The 15,629-nt window shown below is 67.7% G+C and carries 16 protein-coding genes; 6 read left to right on the top strand and 10 right to left on the bottom strand.

Annotated elements, in window-relative coordinates; all coding sequences use genetic code 11:
- Nucleotides 1-56: 56 nt before the first annotated feature.
- The 4 genes from holA to O3305_RS15290 all read right to left on the bottom strand — a co-directional run bounded on the left by holA (nt 57) and on the right by O3305_RS15290 (nt 4,611).
- Complete coding sequence (gene holA, locus O3305_RS15305) at nt 57-1,073, bottom strand: DNA polymerase III subunit delta (RefSeq protein WP_269573319.1); 1,017 nt, start codon at nt 1,071-1,073, stop codon at nt 57-59.
- Nucleotides 1,070-1,585, bottom strand: coding sequence for an LPS assembly lipoprotein LptE (lptE, locus tag O3305_RS15300; protein ID WP_269573318.1), 516 nt, complete (start codon nt 1,583-1,585; stop codon nt 1,070-1,072). Before lptE ends, holA begins: the two co-directional genes overlap by 4 nt.
- Complete coding sequence (gene leuS / locus O3305_RS15295; protein ID WP_269573317.1) at nt 1,582-4,095, bottom strand: leucine--tRNA ligase; 2,514 nt, start codon at nt 4,093-4,095, stop codon at nt 1,582-1,584. Before leuS ends, lptE begins: the two co-directional genes overlap by 4 nt.
- A 78-nt stretch (nt 4,096-4,173) precedes the next feature.
- Complete coding sequence (locus O3305_RS15290; RefSeq protein WP_184163369.1) at nt 4,174-4,611, bottom strand: DUF3576 domain-containing protein; 438 nt, start codon at nt 4,609-4,611, stop codon at nt 4,174-4,176.
- A gap of 221 nt (nt 4,612-4,832) precedes the next feature.
- Between O3305_RS15290 and O3305_RS15285 the strand changes: the two genes are divergently transcribed.
- Nucleotides 4,833-5,570, top strand: a complete 738-nt coding sequence (locus tag O3305_RS15285) for a hypothetical protein (RefSeq protein WP_269573316.1) — start codon at nt 4,833-4,835, stop codon at nt 5,568-5,570.
- Between the two features lie 42 nt (nt 5,571-5,612).
- Here O3305_RS15285 and O3305_RS15280 read toward each other — a convergent pair whose 3' ends face one another.
- Nucleotides 5,613-6,140, bottom strand: a complete 528-nt coding sequence (locus O3305_RS15280) for a thiamine phosphate synthase (protein ID WP_269573315.1) — start codon at nt 6,138-6,140, stop codon at nt 5,613-5,615.
- 22 nt (nt 6,141-6,162) lie between these two features.
- On the opposite strand from O3305_RS15280, the gene O3305_RS15275 reads away from it, so the two are divergent.
- Both O3305_RS15275 and O3305_RS15270 read left to right on the top strand, forming a co-directional pair.
- On the top strand, nt 6,163-6,831 hold the full coding sequence (locus O3305_RS15275; RefSeq protein WP_269573314.1) for a YggS family pyridoxal phosphate-dependent enzyme: 669 nt from the start codon (nt 6,163-6,165) through the stop codon (nt 6,829-6,831).
- On the top strand, nt 6,828-7,490 hold the full coding sequence (locus O3305_RS15270) for an HAD family hydrolase (RefSeq protein WP_269573313.1): 663 nt from the start codon (nt 6,828-6,830) through the stop codon (nt 7,488-7,490). Before O3305_RS15275 ends, O3305_RS15270 begins: the two co-directional genes overlap by 4 nt.
- A gap of 102 nt (nt 7,491-7,592) precedes the next feature.
- Here the strand turns inward: O3305_RS15270 and O3305_RS15265 are convergent, their stop codons facing one another.
- The 5 genes from O3305_RS15265 to O3305_RS15245 all read right to left on the bottom strand — a co-directional run bounded on the left by O3305_RS15265 (nt 7,593) and on the right by O3305_RS15245 (nt 13,135).
- The gene (locus O3305_RS15265) at nt 7,593-7,970 is read right to left on the bottom strand and encodes a hypothetical protein (protein WP_342249263.1); all 378 of its coding nucleotides are present in this window, start codon (nt 7,968-7,970) and stop codon (nt 7,593-7,595) included.
- Between the two features lie 59 nt (nt 7,971-8,029).
- Entirely contained in the window at nt 8,030-9,073 is a 1,044-nt protein-coding gene (gene ribA, locus O3305_RS15260) for a GTP cyclohydrolase II (RefSeq protein WP_269573312.1), read from the bottom strand.
- Nucleotides 9,070-9,852 carry an exodeoxyribonuclease III gene (locus tag O3305_RS15255; RefSeq protein WP_184163387.1) on the bottom strand — a complete coding sequence of 261 codons (783 nt, stop codon included), beginning with the start codon at nt 9,850-9,852 and terminating at the stop codon, nt 9,070-9,072. The genes ribA and O3305_RS15255 overlap by 4 nt, the downstream gene beginning before the upstream one ends.
- A gap of 223 nt (nt 9,853-10,075) precedes the next feature.
- Nucleotides 10,076-10,717, bottom strand: coding sequence for a LolA family protein (locus tag O3305_RS15250; protein ID WP_269573311.1), 642 nt, complete (start codon nt 10,715-10,717; stop codon nt 10,076-10,078).
- 87 nt (nt 10,718-10,804) lie between these two features.
- A complete protein-coding gene (locus O3305_RS15245) occupies nt 10,805-13,135 on the bottom strand; it encodes a DNA translocase FtsK (protein WP_269573310.1) in 2,331 nt (776 codons plus the stop codon).
- A gap of 194 nt (nt 13,136-13,329) precedes the next feature.
- On the opposite strand from O3305_RS15245, the gene O3305_RS15240 reads away from it, so the two are divergent.
- From O3305_RS15240 to O3305_RS15230, 3 genes are all read left to right on the top strand, one after another.
- Nucleotides 13,330-14,547, top strand: a complete 1,218-nt coding sequence (locus tag O3305_RS15240) for a UbiH/UbiF/VisC/COQ6 family ubiquinone biosynthesis hydroxylase (protein ID WP_269573309.1) — start codon at nt 13,330-13,332, stop codon at nt 14,545-14,547.
- Between the two features lie 128 nt (nt 14,548-14,675).
- Nucleotides 14,676-15,305, top strand: coding sequence for a hypothetical protein (locus O3305_RS15235; RefSeq protein ID WP_269573308.1), 630 nt, complete (start codon nt 14,676-14,678; stop codon nt 15,303-15,305).
- Complete coding sequence (locus O3305_RS15230; RefSeq protein ID WP_269573307.1) at nt 15,302-15,616, top strand: hypothetical protein; 315 nt, start codon at nt 15,302-15,304, stop codon at nt 15,614-15,616. The genes O3305_RS15235 and O3305_RS15230 overlap by 4 nt, the downstream gene beginning before the upstream one ends.
- Nucleotides 15,617-15,629: the final 13 nt, after the last annotated feature.

The following is a 15,629-nucleotide window of genomic DNA, read 5'->3' as shown; positions in this document are numbered from 1 at the left end:
CCCAGGGTTTCTATGCGGTCCCGCTTGTGACTCTGGGCCCCCGGCAGGCCGTGGCCTCAGCCCTTCGCCCGTGCCGCCTGGCGGGCGATCGTCACCGCCTCGGCTTCCGCCAGAACTTCCCCCGCGCTGCCCGAATGCATCATCGCCCGCTCGGCCGCGCGCACCCGGTCGATCGCGCGAATCAACTGGGCGCCATTCCAGCGGCGCAGGGCGCGGCCGGTAGCGGCCTTCTCGCGGAAAAAAACGCGATGCTTTTCAAGTACTTCGTCCATATCGCCGCCGCGGTCCAGGTCGATCCGCATCTCGGCCATCGCCTGTAGCCGCCGGGCGAGCTGGCGCATCAGCGGCACGCCGATGCCTTCGCCCAGCCGAGCCAGCTCGAATCCAACATCGCCAACCCGGCCATCGACCACGGCGGTGATCGCATCGCTCAGGTCCGAATCCCCCAGGTCCGCGCCGATCGCGTCCAAAGCGGCGCTGTCGGCGTCCCTGGGGCGATCCGGCGCCGCATCGAGGAAAAGGGCCAGCTTCTCGATTTCGCGCGCCAGGATGGCCCTGTCGCCGCCCGTAGCGGCTGCCAGGCGCTGGGGCACGTCGCCCATCAGCCGCAGGCCATGCTCGCGTGCGACATTGGAGGCGAGCCGGGTCGCATCCACGCCCTCGGGCACGTAGCAGGCATGGGCATAGGCGTTCTGCGCGGCGATCACCGACTTCACCAGCTTGCCGCTCGCCTTGAGCCCCGGGCCGATCGCCACCACCGGGTTGCCGGCCTTTTCGGCGGTCAGCAACAGCCCGATCGCCTCGGCCGCGCCTTCCTCGACGCCGAGCACGCGGACATAGCGGGTGCCGCCGAACAGCGAGAGCGAGGCCGCTTCATCGGCGAGCCGGCCCGGCTGCTCGCGCAGGGCCTTCATGTCGAGGTCGATGCGTTCCGCCTCGGGGCCCAGCGTCTTGCCGAGCTTCGATGCCAGGTCCGCGGCACCCGCTTCGTCGGGGCCGTGGAACAGATAGAGCCGCGTATCGGGGTTGAGCTTCTCGATCGCGGCGCGGATCTGCGTCGCGTTGGCCTTCACTGGCCGCCCGCCCCGGGCGCGGTCTGCGCATAGCGGGCGACGCGCGCGACGATCTGGTCGGCGACGATGCCCGAAAGCCGCTCGAGCGCGCTCTTCTCGGCCGCGATCGTCGCATATTCGCTGCCGACCACGTCGATACCGGCATCGGAGCCGGCAGTGGCGTCGAGCACGACATTGCCGTTGCTCAGGTCGATCAGCTGGTATCGGGCGCGCAACGTGCGGCGCTCACGCGCCACCGAATCGTCGCGCTTCACGCCCAGGCCCGAGATCTGGTCGTCCAGCTTCACTTCCAGCCGGAAGCGGGCAGGCACGTCATTATGGTCGAGCCGGTCCTTGAGCGCATTGGCCACCAGCCAGCCCGACTGGCCCTGGATCGGCGCGACTTCGACCGCGGAAAGCGTGGAGCGCACCGCGCCGTCCGGCCCGCCGCCATAGAGCGGACGCAGGCCACAGCCCGACAAGGAGCCGGAAAGCGCCAGGGCGCCGGCGACGAGGAGCGCGACATGCTTCATGCGACGATGTTCACCAGACGATCGGGCACCACGATCACCTTCTTCGGTTGCTTGCCTTCGAGCGATCGAACGATCTTGTCGCTGGCAAGTGCCGCGGCCTCGACGATATCCTTGGCCGCGCCCTTCGGCATTAGCAGCGTATCGCGCAGCTTGCCATTCACCTGGACGGCGATGGTGACCTCGTCATCGACGAGCAGCGCGCTGTCCACGGCGGGCCATTCGGCGTCGGCGATCAGCCCGCTTTGGCCCATATCGGCCCAGGCCTGCTCGGCGATATGCGGCACCATCGGCGCGACGACGCGCGCAAGCGTGCGGATTGCATTCGTTCTGGACGCGGAAGGTTGCGCCTTCTCGATCGCGCCGACCAGTTCGTAGAGCTTGGCGACCGACTTGTTGAAGGTCAGCGCTTCGATATCTTCTGCCACGCCGGCGATCGTGCGGTGCAGGCGCTTGTCGAGGTCGCGATCCTCGCCGGTGCCAGCTTCGCCATCCGCAACGCTATGGAACAGCCTCCAGAGGCGGTTCACGAAGCGCCAGGCGCCCTCGATGCCATTCTCGCTCCACTCCAGGTCGCGCTCGGGGGGGCTGTCGGAGAGCATGAACCAGCGCACCGCGTCGGCGCCATACTGGTCTACGATCGGCTCGGGATCGACCGTGTTCTTCTTCGACTTGGACATCTTCTCGATGCGGCCGATCTCGATCGGCTCGCCCGAGGCGAGTTCCACCGCGCCGGCGCTGTCCTTGCGGATTTCCTGCGGGGAGAGCCAGCGGCCGTCGAGGCTCTTGTAGGTCTCGTGCGTCACCATGCCCTGGGTGAACAGGCCCTGGAAAGGCTCGGCCACGTCGAGCTTGCCGATATGGCGCAGCGCCCGGGTGAAGAAGCGGGCATAGAGCAGGTGCAGGATCGCATGCTCGACGCCGCCGATATACTGGCCGACCGGCAGCCACTGCTCGGCCACTGCCTTGTCGAACGGCTTGTCCGTGGGCTGGCTGGCGAAGCGGATGAAATACCAGGAGGAATCGACGAAGGTGTCGAGCGTGTCGGTCTCGCGACGCGCGGGCGAGCCGCACTTCGGGCAATCGACATGCTTCCAGCTCGGGTGCCGGTCGAGCGGGTTGCCGGGCACGTCGAAGCTGACGTCCTCGGGCAGCACCACCGGCAGCTGGTCGCGCGGCACCGGCTGGGCGCCGCAGCTCTCGCAATGGATGATCGGGATCGGCGTGCCCCAATAGCGCTGGCGGCTGACGCCCCAGTCGCGCAGGCGCCACACCGTCTGGCCCTTGCCCCAGCCGCCTTCCTCGGCGCGCTGGATGACGGCGCGCTTGGCGTCGGCCACGTCCATCCCGTCGAGGAAGTGCGAGTTCACCAGCGTGCCCGGGCCGGTATAGGCCTCGGCATCGTGGAATTCGGGCGCGGTCTTGTCGCCTTCGGAGACGACGCGACGGATCGGAAGCGAATATTTGCTTGCGAACTCGAAGTCGCGCTGGTCGTGCGCCGGCACGCCGAACACGGCGCCGGTGCCATAGTCCATCAGCACGAAATTGGCGATGTAGACCGGAACTTGCCAGGCGTTATCAAAGGGATGCGTCGCGGTGAGGCCGGTGTCGAAGCCCAGCTTCTCCTGCGTCTCCAGTTCGGCCGCGGTGGTGCCGCCCTGCTTGCACAGCTCGATGAACGCGCCAACTTCCGCGTTCGAAGCGGCCAGTTTCTGCGCGATCGGGTGATCCGCCGCCACCGCGATGAAGCTCGCCCCGAAGATCGTGTCCGGCCGGGTCGTGTAGACTTCGATGCTTTCGCCGTCTGAAAGCGTCCAGTTGAACTGCAGGCCCTCGGACTTGCCGATCCAGTTCTCCTGCATCAGCTTGACCTTGTCGGGCCAGTGCTCGAGGCCCTGGACGCCGGTCAGCAGGTCGTCGGCGAATTCGGTGATCTTGAGGAACCACTGGCTCAGCTTGCGCCGCTCGACCAGCGCGCCCGAGCGCCAGCCGCGACCGTCGATCACCTGCTCATTGGCGAGCACGGTCATGTCGACCGGGTCCCAGTTGACCGCCGATTCCTTGCGGTAGACCAGGCCATTCTCGAAGAAATCGAGGAAGATAGCCTGTTCGTGGCCATAATAGTCCGGCTCGCAGGTGGCGAGCTCGCGGGTCCAGTCGAGCGCGAAGCCGAGCCGCTTCAGCTGCGCTTTCATCGTCGCGATATTGGCGCGGGTCCAGCTGCCCGGATGGACCTTCTTCTCCATCGCGGCATTCTCGGCCGGCATGCCGAACGCGTCCCAGCCCATCGGGTGGAGCACTTCCATGCCCTTCATCCGCCGGAAGCGCGCGAGCACGTCGCCCATCGTGTAGTTGCGGACATGCCCCATATGGATGCGCCCCGAGGGATAGGGGAACATCTCGAGGACGAAGCTCTTGGGCTTGGGCGAATCGTCACGCGCGGCGAAAGTGCGGTTCTCTTCCCACACCTTCTGCCACGCGGCGTCCGCCTTCAACGGGTTGAAGCGAGACAAAGTCAGTTCCTGCAATCTTCTCGCGGCTCCGGCCTGCTTCGCCGGGCGGAGGAGCAGGCTGGAACCGACACTAGGGGATTAGTCGTTGGTCACCGCAGCACGGCGAAGGTCGCGGGCGCGGGTGAGGATGATGTCCTCGAGCTTCTGCACCGTCGCGGCCTGCACGGGTGCTGCGACCCAGGCGCCGTTGCGATTGACTTCGCGCAGCGCGGCGACACGCAGCGCATCGGCGCGCAGATCCTGGTCGAGGATCGTCACGGTCACCTTCATGCGCTCGGTCTGCACGTTCGGGTTCACATACCAGTCGGTGACGATGACGCCGCCGTTGGAGTCCGTCTGCAGCAGCGGCATGAAGCTCAGCGTGTCGAGGCTGGCGCGCCACAGATAGGAGTTCACGCCGATCGTGGTGATCTTCGACGCCGCGAGATCCGCCTCGGGGCGCTTGTTGTGACCGCCGCACGCGGTGATCGAAAGAGCAAGCGACCCCAGGATCGCAGTGCGCAACAGGCGGTTCATCGTCACATTCCTAGCAGGCGAGAAAAGTCGGGGAGCATCTATAGTGGCGCATGTGGCGGGAGCAAGGCGGGAAGCCATGCCCCGATTCGCACGATTGAAACACTTCTCGTTAATGGCCCCGCAAGCAGATTCTGTGGGTCTGATGCAACACCGTCACGAAATTTGTGCCACCGGTGGAACCTCGCTTCGGAATCATGGTAGTCGGACCTATCTAGGGAATCATGACGATGCGAGTCGGACGGATCAGGACGGGAATTGCACTGGGGGCGCTTGGCGCTGCCGGTCTCCTGCTTGCGCCGTCGATTCAGGCCCAGACCAGCAAGGCCGAGCGCGTTGCGGCGGCCAAGCGCGCGGCGATGCCGGCGCGCGGTGGCATGGGCATCTTCACCCCTGCCGCGGCGGATCCCAAGCTCGCCGCCGTACTCGCCCGTTCGGGCCTGCCCGAGGGCAGCTTCCGCTTCACCCCGGCCGAATCGCGCGGCAATGCCCGCGGTGTGACGGTCGCGGTCCGTGCCAGCTCGAGCCGCGCGTTGCGCAGCCGCGACGTGACGCGGGACGTCGCTGCGGCGGCTACCCCGGTCAGCCTGGCCCCGATCTCGTACAATCTCGGCGTCTCGGTCGGCTGGAAGCGTCTTGCCGTCTCGGGTGACGTCACCCGCGTCGAGCTGGTCGACCAGCCGGGCAGCCGCGAGCGCGCCGATATCGGTGTCAGCTACACCGGCAAGCGCCTGAGCGGCCGCGTCACCGCCACCTCGGATCGTCCGCTGAACAACACCCCGGTGCTGATCGGCGACAAGCCGAGCTACTCGATCGACGTCGGCGGCAGCTATTCGCTGACCCGCAACCTCGATGTGACTGCCGGCGTGCGCTATCGCAGCGAGGAAGATCGCCTGCCCAAGCTCAACGAGAGCCGCCGCGAGAGCCAGGCGGTCTATGTGGGTACCGCCTTCCGCTTCTGACGGTGCAGCCGTCATCCCGATGAAAGTCGGGATCTCGGGCAGTTAGTCCTTCGCCTTCGTCCACGCGTCGATTGCCGCCCATCCATATATCCCGAACGGCCTGAGGCTCGCCGCCTTGCGCGCGTCCATGCCGCCCAGCGCGATCACCGGCACGCCAAGCCCGCGCACCAGCATTCCGAAGCGGGCCCGTCCCAATGCCCGCGCGCCAGGGTGCGAGCGGGTAGGGAAGGCGGGCGAGACGAACAGCGCATCGGCACCGGCCCGGATTGCGGCGACCGCTTCGCGTCGATCATGCGCCGGCGCGGTGCGGAGCCCGTGGCCGCGCCGGCCATGTACGCCCGCCTCGCCACGCATCGGTTCGATTCCGGCTCGGACCAGCACCAGCCCCCGCCGCCGCGCTACCTTCCGCACCCGGGCAAACAGCGCCCGGCGCTCGGCCACCGGCAGGCCATAGTGCCGGAACACCACGCCCGATCCCCACGGCAGCCGCTCCAGCGCCTCCCAAAGCGCATCGCCCACGCGCTCGTCGGTCATCAGCCAAAGGCGCGGGAGGGGGTGGCGGCGGCGCATTGCCCTGCCTATAGCGCGCTTCATGCCGATAGACGAAGCCAGCCAGCGCCTTGCCGATGTGCGCGCCCGGATCGTGCGTTCCGCCAAGATCGCAGGCCGCAAGCCCGACAGCATCACCCTGATCGCCATCTCCAAGACGCAGGATGCCGAGGCGATCGCCCCGCTGATCGCCGCCGGCCAGCGCGTGTTCGGCGAGAACCGTGTCCAGGAAGCCGAGGCCAAATGGCCGAAGTTGCGCGAGACGACTCCCGATATCGCGCTCCACCTCGTCGGCCAGCTCCAGTCGAACAAGGCCGAGGATGCGGTCGCGCTGTTCGATGCGATCCATTCGGTCGACCGCCCCTCGCTGGTGGGCGCACTGGCCAAGGCGATGGACAAGGCCGGCAGGCGCCCCGCCTGCTTCCTCCAGGTCAATATCGGCGACGAGGAGCAGAAGGGCGGCTGCCCGGTGCTCGAGCTGCCGGCGCTGCTCAGGGAAGCACAAGCGGCTGACTTGCCGGTCCAGGGCCTGATGTGCGTGCCGCCGCTTGAGCTGGAGCCGGCGCCCTATTTCGCGCTGCTCGCCAAGATCGCCCGCGATCACGGGCTCGAGGGCCTGTCGATGGGCATGTCTGGCGATTTCGAAACCGCCGTGACGATCGGCGCCACCCATGTCCGCGTCGGTACCGCGCTGTTCGGCGCCCGCGCATGAAGTACGACGCCATATTGTTCGACTTCGACGGCGTGCTGCTGGAGAGCGAAGCGGCCGGCAATCGCCAGATCGCCGCCTATCTCACCAGCATCGGCCACCCGACTTCGCCTGAGGATTCGATGGCGAACTTCATGGGCCTGGCCGGTGCCGATTTCCTGGGCGCGATCGAGAACTGGATCGGCCGGGCAATCCCCGACGACTTCCACGCCGTGCGGGCGGAGGAAGACGCGCGCGTACTCGAAGAGGGGCTTCCAGCCGTGGCCGGGGCCATACGCTTCGTCGAGGACCTGCCCAGGTCGCTGCCCCGCGCGATCGCCTCGTCCAGCCGCACCGAATGGATCGACCGGCATCTGCGCCATCTCGGCATCCGCGATTGCTTCGGTGACCATATCTATAGCGGCCGCGAGCATGTGACGCGCGGCAAGCCGGCGCCGGACCTCTATCTCCATGCGGCTGCGGCGATCGGCGTGCCGATCGAACGCTGCGTGATCCTCGAGGATTCGCCGGTGGGGGTAACCGGCGCGGTTGCCTCGGGCGCAGACGTCATCGGCCTGTGCGCCGGCTCGCACTGCGCGCCCGACCATGCCGAGCGCCTCCGCGCGCTGGGCGTGAAGCTCATCGCCCACGATTTCGACGAAGTGGCCCGGCTGGTCGCCTGACTCTTCCTTCTTCGTCATCCCCGCGAAGGCGAGGATCCAGAGTTGCGAAGGACTTGGCGCCATTACCATGGATCGCCGCCTTCGCGGGATAGCGGGAGGGGCCTAGAACCCTCGCGCTTCCCTCGCGAGCAGGTATTCCCGCAACGCCATGGCGTCACTCAGCGCATTGTGCGGCCGCCGGCTCAGCGCCGCGCTGTCGAAGCCGAAGGCGTCGCACAGCTCGAAGCGGATGCGGTCGATCGGATAGCGGTGCCCCGGCGCGACGATCAGCAGCTGCGCGGCATGGGCGATGTCCTCGGGCCAGTCGGCGACCAGCACGGGATCGGGATCATTGCCCAGATAGGCGGCAAAGCCATGCCCCATCGCCGCGCGGCTGATCGGCGCCACATCGAGCGCCGGCAGGATATGCTCCGCCACCCAGGGCGTCGGATCGGGGCAGGGGAGCGCGGCGTAGAAGGGCGCGCCGCTATCCTCCGGCACCAGCGCCAGCGAGATCAGCGGCCCGCCGAACCCGTTGAACTCGGTGTCGAGGAAATACCTCAGAGCTGGTGCCCCGTCCGGTCGCGCTTGGTCGCGAGATAGCGTTCGTTGTGCGGGTTGGGCGGCAGGAAGTGGGGGACGCGTTCGGTCACCGTCACACCTGCGGCTTCGAGTGCCGCTACCTTGTCGGGATTGTTGGTGAGCAGCCGGATGCGGTGCTGGCCGAGCAGCGACAGCATCTTCGCCGCCGTGGCGAAGTTGCGCGCGTCCACCGCGAAGCCCAGCCGGGTGTTGGCATCGACCGTGTCGAAGCCCTGGTCCTGCAGCGCATAGGCGCGCAGCTTGTTGATCAACCCGATCCCGCGCCCTTCCTGGCGGAGGTAGAGCAATATGCCCCAGCCGCTTTCCCGGATCGCCCGGATCGCCGCCTGAAGCTGCGGTCCGCAATCGCATTTGAGCGAGCCCAGTACGTCGCCGGTCAGGCATTCGCTGTGCAGGCGAACGAGCGGCGGATTGCCGTTGGGCTCGCCGATCAGCAGCGCGACATGCTCGCCGGGCATCTCGTCGGTGCGAAACGCGACGATCTCGCTGTCCTCGGCGTCGAGCACGGGGAGGCGCGCGCGGGCGACGATGCGCAGGCGATCGGCATCCTCATGCGCGTCGATATCGGTGGCGGTGATCGTCTGCTCGCCGGCAGCCTTGCGGACGAAGAAGGCCGGCAGCAGCCCCGCCACCCGGGCAAGGCGCAGCGCGGCGGCGGAAAGCGCGGGCTCGGCCAGTGGGATCGCCCGGAAGGGGCCCTTGAGCGGCGTGGCGAGGTCGAATTGCGGGTCGGCAAGCGCGGTCGCGGTGTCGAAATCGAGCCAGGGCGCGCGCTGGACCAGCACCGGGGCGTCGGGCGTCGCGGCATCGCGCTGGTTGGCAAGCTTCAGCGTCGCCGCGCGGCCGGCGGAGAGCAGCAGATCGGCCTCGCCGCCCGCGTCGAACGCCGCCAGTCGCGGCGCGTCGGCGGTCTCAACCGCGAGCAGCGCCAGGTCGCCGATCGCGATCGGCCATCCCCGGCGCAGCGCGTCGACCGCGCGAGCAGCGTCATGCGCGCTCAAAAGTCGAACTCCGTGATGATCGGCACATGGTCCGAAGGCTTGAGCCAGGAGCGGCAGGGCTCGCACACCTTGTGGCTGGTCGCCTTCGCGGCGACGTCTGGGCTTGCCCACATATGGTCGAGCCGGCGCCCGCGATCCGATGCGGCCCAGTCCTTCGCGCGGTAGCTCCACCAGCTGTAGTAGCGCGCCGGGGCAGGCACGAAGTGGCGGCCAAGATCGACCCAGTCGTTCGCCGCCTGCAGTCGGCCGAGCGTCTCGACTTCGATCGGGGTGTGGCTGACCACGTCGAGCAGCTGCTTGTGGCTCCACACATCGCTTTCCAGCGGTGCGACGTTGAAGTCGCCGGTCAGGATCGAGGGGACGCTGAGGTCCTTGGACCAGGCGATCATCCGCTCGAGAAAGTCGAGCTTCTGGCCGAACTTGGGGTTGAGCTCGCGGTTCGGAATGTCGCCGCCGGCGGGCACATAGACATTCTCGAGCCGCACGCCGCCCGGCAGCCGCACGCCGACATGGCGCGCCTCGCCATTGGCCTGCCAGTCGAACCGGTCGTCCTCGACCACCGGTACCCTGGCAATGATCGCCACGCCGTGGTGCATGCGCTGGCCGTGCTTGATGATGTGGTCATAGCCGAGCGCGCGGAAGGCGCCTTCGGGGAAGTCGCCGTCGATGACCTTGGTTTCCTGCAGGCAGAGCACGTCGGGCGCTTCCTCGCGCAGGAACTGCTCGACGATCTCGATGCGGAAGCGGACGGAGTTGATGTTCCAGGAGGCGATCTTCATCGCGCCGGATTTAGGGAGTGTTTCGGCTCCGCACCAGTGGGGAGCGCCAGACATGGAAAGGCCCTCGTCCCGGGGGCAATGGAACGAGGGCCGACCTAGCGTTCGTCACGCAGGCGGGAAGTGGAAATCCCGGGTAACAGGGGGAAAATCCCGGGTACGCCCCACATCCGCAAGACTGGTTCTAGGGCAGGCAACCTGTCGCCAGCATGAACGATGTTCAGCTTCAGCGCGGGCCCTGGCGCCGCGGGTCGTTCCAGCGGAACGTTCCGTCGCTCACATTGGTGTTGAACTGCTGGTTCGACAGCCGGATCGAGGTCCGGTTGTTCTGCGAATCCAGCGCCACCCAGCCCTGGAGCATCAGCCCGGCCGGGGCCGAGGCGTTCTTCTGGAAGATCAAGGTGATCCGGCCATATTCAGGGTGCTTCGAATCATAGACCTCGACCGAGACGACCTGGTCGCTTCCGGTCGGGATTACCTTGGCGAAACCGGCGATGTCCTTTTTCGGGTTGAGCAGCACGGCAAGCGGCGAGTTGCCGATCGGCCAGCGCTCGACCTGGCGGACCTGGTAGTCGATGAAATAGAGGCTGCGCCCGTCCGCGACGATCAGCTGGGGTACGCCCTTCTGATACTGGAAACGGATCTTGCCCGGGCGCTTGAGCGTCATCGTGCCGGTCAGCGTGCGGCCGTTGCGATCGGTCTGCGCGAAGCCGGCGACCATCGAGTTCACCGCCTGGAGATGCTGCTGCACCTGGGCGAGTTCATTGGCCGGGGCGGGCGCCGCGGCCGAGACCAGCGCCGGCGCCGTAGCCGAGATCAGCGCTGGCGCGCCAAGGGCGAGGCTGAGAGCGAGGGGCCGTGCAAACACGTGTCGTTTCTCCAAATTGCGGGGAAATGCCCTGGAGGGCGGGGCTTGAATGTCCCCTGAACCCCCAGGCCCTGCGATTCGATCCCGTTACAATTGCCGGCCGTCGGTATCCATCAGCACTTCGCGGCGGCCGACATGGTCGGGGCGCGAGACCAGCTCGTCCTTCTCCATCCGCTCGATCAGCCGCGCGGCGGAGTTGTAGCCCACGCGCAGCTGGCGCTGCAGCCACGAGGTCGATGCCTTCTGGCTCTCCGCCACCAGCTGGATCGCGCGGCGATAGAGCTGGTCCTCCGGCGAATCGTCGCCCTCGGGCGCGCCGTCGAGGCTGAATCCGCCATCTTCGGGCTCCTCGGTGACCGCCGAGATATAGTCCGGCGTCCCCTGCGAGCGCCAGAAATCGGCGACGCCCTGCACTTCGTCGTCGCTGACGAAGGGCCCGTGCACGCGGACCAGCTGCTTGCCGCCCGGCATGTAGAGCATGTCGCCCTTGCCCAGCAGCTGCTCGGCGCCCTGCTCGCCCAGGATGGTGCGCGAATCGATCTTGCTGGCGACGTAGAAGGACAGGCGGGTCGGCAGGTTCGCCTTGATCACGCCGGTGATGACGTCGACCGAGGGGCGCTGCGTCGCCATGATCAGGTGGATGCCCGCGGCGCGCGCCTTCTGCGCCAGCCGCTGGATCAGGAATTCGACTTCCTTGCCCGCAGTCATCATCAGGTCGGCGAGCTCGTCGACGATCACCACGATCTGCGGCAGCGGCTGCAGCTCGAGCGCTTCCTCCTCGTACATCGGCTTGCCGGTGTCGGGGTCATAGCCCACCTGCACCTTGCGCCCGAGCTTCTGGCCCTTCGCCTTGGCCTGGCGCACCTTGTCGTTGAACGAGGCGAGGCTGCGGACATTGGCATGCGCCATCATCCGGTAGCGGTCTTCCATCTGCTCCACCGCCCATTTGAGCGCGCGCACCGCCTTGGCTGGCTCGGTGACGACGTCGGCGAGCAGGTGGGGGATGTCCTTGTACATGCTCAGCTCGAGCATCTTCGGATCGATCATGATCATCCGGCACTGCTCGGGCGTCAGCCGGTAGAGCAGCGACAGGATCATGCAGTTGAGGCCGACCGACTTGCCCGAGCCGGTGGTACCCGCGACGAGCAAATGCGGCATCGGCGCCAGGTCGGCGATCACCGCGTCGCCGGCGATGTTCTTGCCGAGCACCAGCGGCAGCGTCGCGCCCTGGTCCTCGAAGCTCTGGCTGCCGATCAGCTCGTGCAGATTGACCGATTCGCGCACCGCATTGGGCAGCTCGATGCCGATCACGCTGCGCCCCGGGATCGTCGCGATGCGCGCCGAGGTGGCGGACATGTTGCGCGCCACGTCGTCGGCGAGCTGGATCACGCGGCTCGCCTTGATGCCGGCGGCCGGCTCGAACTCGTACATGGTGACGACCGGACCCGGCCGTACCTCGACGATCTGGCCCTTCACGTTGAAATCGTCGAGCACGCTCTCCAGCAGCCGGGCGTTGCGCTCCAGCGCTGCCTTGTCGATTCCCGCATTCTTGTTAACCGGCGGCGCCTTGAGCAGGTCGATCGAGGGCAGCTGGTAGCTGTCCTTGAAGTCGAGGCTGGTCTGGGTCGGCGGCTTGGTCCGCGCCGGCGAGGGCGTGACGTTGCGGTCGGCGATCACCGGGCCCGGGCGATTGTCGGGCACCACCGTCTTGCGCGGCTCGCGGCCGTCGCGGATCTTCGGCTCGGCGAATTCGCGGTCGTCGAACACTTCCTTCTGCGGCGCGCCGAGCAAAGGCGCCTTGGCCGGGCCCTTCAGGTTCGGGATGCTCGGCAGAATCACCCGCTCGGGCAGCGAGAAGTCGAGGCTGCGCCACCAGATGAACAGGCCGATCAGCCCGCAGACCAGGCCGAGCCCGCGCGCCGCCCACCAGCTGATCGCCGGATCCCCGGTGAAGCCGATCAGCCAGTTGAAGAAGCTGGCGATGCTCAGGCCGACCACACCGCCCCAGCCGCCGGTAAGCGACAGCAGCGCATCGCTGGAGAAAAAGGCGAGGGCGGTGGCGATGAACACCACGCCGATCGCGACGCCGCGCGTCATCGGCCCCCAATTGCCGACGGGCCGGTCCTTGAGCAGCCGCATCGCGACGATCAGCCCTACCGGCAGGAACAGCCACACCGCGGGGCCGAGCAGCGCATAGAGCAGGTCGGCGATCCACGCGCCGGGATCGCCCATCCAGTTGCGCGCGGGCCCTGCCGCGGCAGTGTTCATCGACGGATCGGTCGGGTGATAGCTGCCCAGCGCCACGCCGAGCGCCAGCACGCCCAGGAACAGGGCTGCTCCGCCGATAACCGCGCCGCTGCGGCGCGCGCCGGCCTTCATGGTTTCGCGCCAAAGCGGCGCTTGTGCCCGGGACGCCATGCCCAGCCTCCAGATTTTCAGGGGTGCGAACCGGTTAATCGCGCGAGCGGACTCCGCCGTCAAGCGTTCCCGCCACGTTCCGCCGCATTGGGGTACGCCCTCGCCCCTTCATTCTTCCCGTCATCCCCGCCTTCGCGGGGATGACGGGAAGGAGTGGGGATGACGGGAGGAAAGCGAGGCGCTACGGCACGCCAATGGATCGCGCAGATGTCCTCATTCTCGGCGGCGGGCTGGTCGGCTCGGCGCTGGCCACCGCGCTCGATGCGCATGGCATTTCCTCGATCGTGGTCGATCCGGCCGATCCGGAGCAGATCCTCGCCGCCCGGCATGACGGCCGCGCCTCTGCGATCGCCAGCGCGCCGATGCGCATGTTCGAAGCGATCGGTGTGGCCGATCGGCTGGCGGGAAAGGGTTGCCCGATCCAGGGCATCCGCGTCTCGGACGGGCTCGAACCCGGCAAGCTCGATTTCGCCCCCGGCGAAGGCGACGGCGCGCTCGGCCACATGTTCGAGAACCGCATCCTGCGCACCGCGCTTTACGAGGCCGCGGTCGCCGCGCCGCTCGCGGATGTCCGCATGCAGACCCGCGCGCTTCACGTGGAACGTGGCGAATTCGGCGTCACCGCGACGCTCAGCGACGGCAAGCAGGTTTCCGCCCAGCTGCTGATCGGTGCCGAGGGCCGCAACTCGCCCACCCGCGAGGCCGCCGGGCTCAACACGGCGCGCTGGAGCTATGACCATGCCGCCATGGTCGCCACGCTCGGCCACGAGCACAGCCACGAGAATATCGCCTTCGAGATCTTCTATCCCGAGGGTCCCTTCGCGATCCTGCCGCTGCTCGACGACGAGAACGGCCATCGCTCGGCGGTGGTGTGGACGGTCAATGCGCGCGACGCTGCGGGCATGATGAAGATTTCCGAGCGCGCCTATCTCGCCGAGGCGGAGAAGCGGATGGGCGGCTTCCTGGGCAAGCTCGGGCCGCTCACCGCGCGCTTCAGCCACCCGCTCGGCTTCCACCACGCCGCCTGGATCACCAGCGACCGGCTTGCGCTGGTCGGCGACGCCGCGCACGGCATCCATCCGATCGCGGGGCAGGGCGTCAATGTCGGCTTCCGCGATGTCGCCACGCTGGTCGAGGTGCTGGTCGACGGCAAGCGTCTCGGGCTCGACATGGGCGATCCCCAGCTGCTCGCGCGCTACCAGCGCTGGCGCGGGCTCGACACCTTCATGGTCGCCGCCGCCACCGATGGGCTCACCCGGCTGTTCGGCATCCCCGGCAGGACCGCGAGCGCGGTTCGTCGCTTCGGTCTTTCCGCGGTCGACCGCCTGCCGCCATTGAAGCACTGGTTCATGGCCGAGGCGCGCGGCGAAAGCGGCGATGTGCCGAAGCTGCTGCAGGGAATCACGGCTTAGAATTCGCACTTGCTCCCCGGCGAAGGCCGGGGCCCAGTTGCAATGTCATTCGAGAGTTCCCTGCGCCGTCGACAGTGCGCGGAGCCTGGGCCCCGGCCTTCGCCGGGAAGGAGCTGAAAGGGACCCATATGCCGGTGCTGCCGTTCGCATTGCTGTTGCTGCTCCAGGACGCTCCCGCGCCGATCGCCGCCGAACTGGTCGAAGTCGCCCCCGGCCCGAAGCGCTATTTCCACGCCGGCGATGAGCGGGAAGGGTGCCCGGCACCCAGCGCCGCCTGCCGCCGCAAGGGCTATGTCGTCGCCGGAGACAGGCTGGTCGCCTGGGAAGCCAGCGGAGCGCTCACTCGCGTCACCTATCTTGCCCCAGGCAGCACCCGTCCGAGTGAAGGCTGGGTCGAGACTGCCGCGCTGCGCCGGGTGGCGCCGGCCCCGCCGAAAGCCAGTGACTGGATCGGCGGCTGGAGCGGCTGGGAATCGGAGATCGACATCACCCGGGGGGCGAAACCCGGCACTTTCCATCTCGGCGGCAACGCCACCTGGGGGGCGCATGATCCCGAGCGGGTGAAGCGCGGGGGTGTGAACTCCGGCATGTTCAGCGCCGATCTGCCCGAACCCAAGGGCGGCAGCCTCGCATTCGCCGATTCGGAAGAGCCCGCTTGCCGCATCACCCTCCGCCTGCTTGGTCCCTATCTGCTCGCTGGCGACAATGGCCAGTGCGGCGGGATGAATGTGACCTTCAGCGGCATCTACCGGAAATGAGCGATCGGCTCATCGCCCTGCCGAACTGGCAGTTCGCCCTGCTGCCCGCGGCACAACTCCTGGTCTGCCTGTTTGGCTGGCAGCTCCTGCTCGGCTCGCTGCTGTGCAACAGCTCACCCTGGACGTCGCTCAGCGTGGCGGCGGGCCTTCTCTGGTGCCTGGCCGCGGCGTCGTTGCCGCTCGGCTTTGTCGCGATCGGGCTGCGCCAGTTCCGGCTGAGCTATCTGGTGCTGGTCGTGCTGGGAACGGTGACGCTGGCGGCACAGCAGCTGCTGATCGGCCAGGGCCTGCTGCGCTGCAACTGGTTCTAGCGCGCCGGAGAAT

It is taken from the genome of Sphingomonas sp. NIBR02145 (genome assembly GCF_027359115.1).
Taxonomy (GTDB): Bacteria; Pseudomonadota; Alphaproteobacteria; order Sphingomonadales; family Sphingomonadaceae; genus Sphingomonas; species Sphingomonas kyeonggiensis_A.
This window is presented reverse-complemented; position numbering and strand designations above follow the sequence as displayed.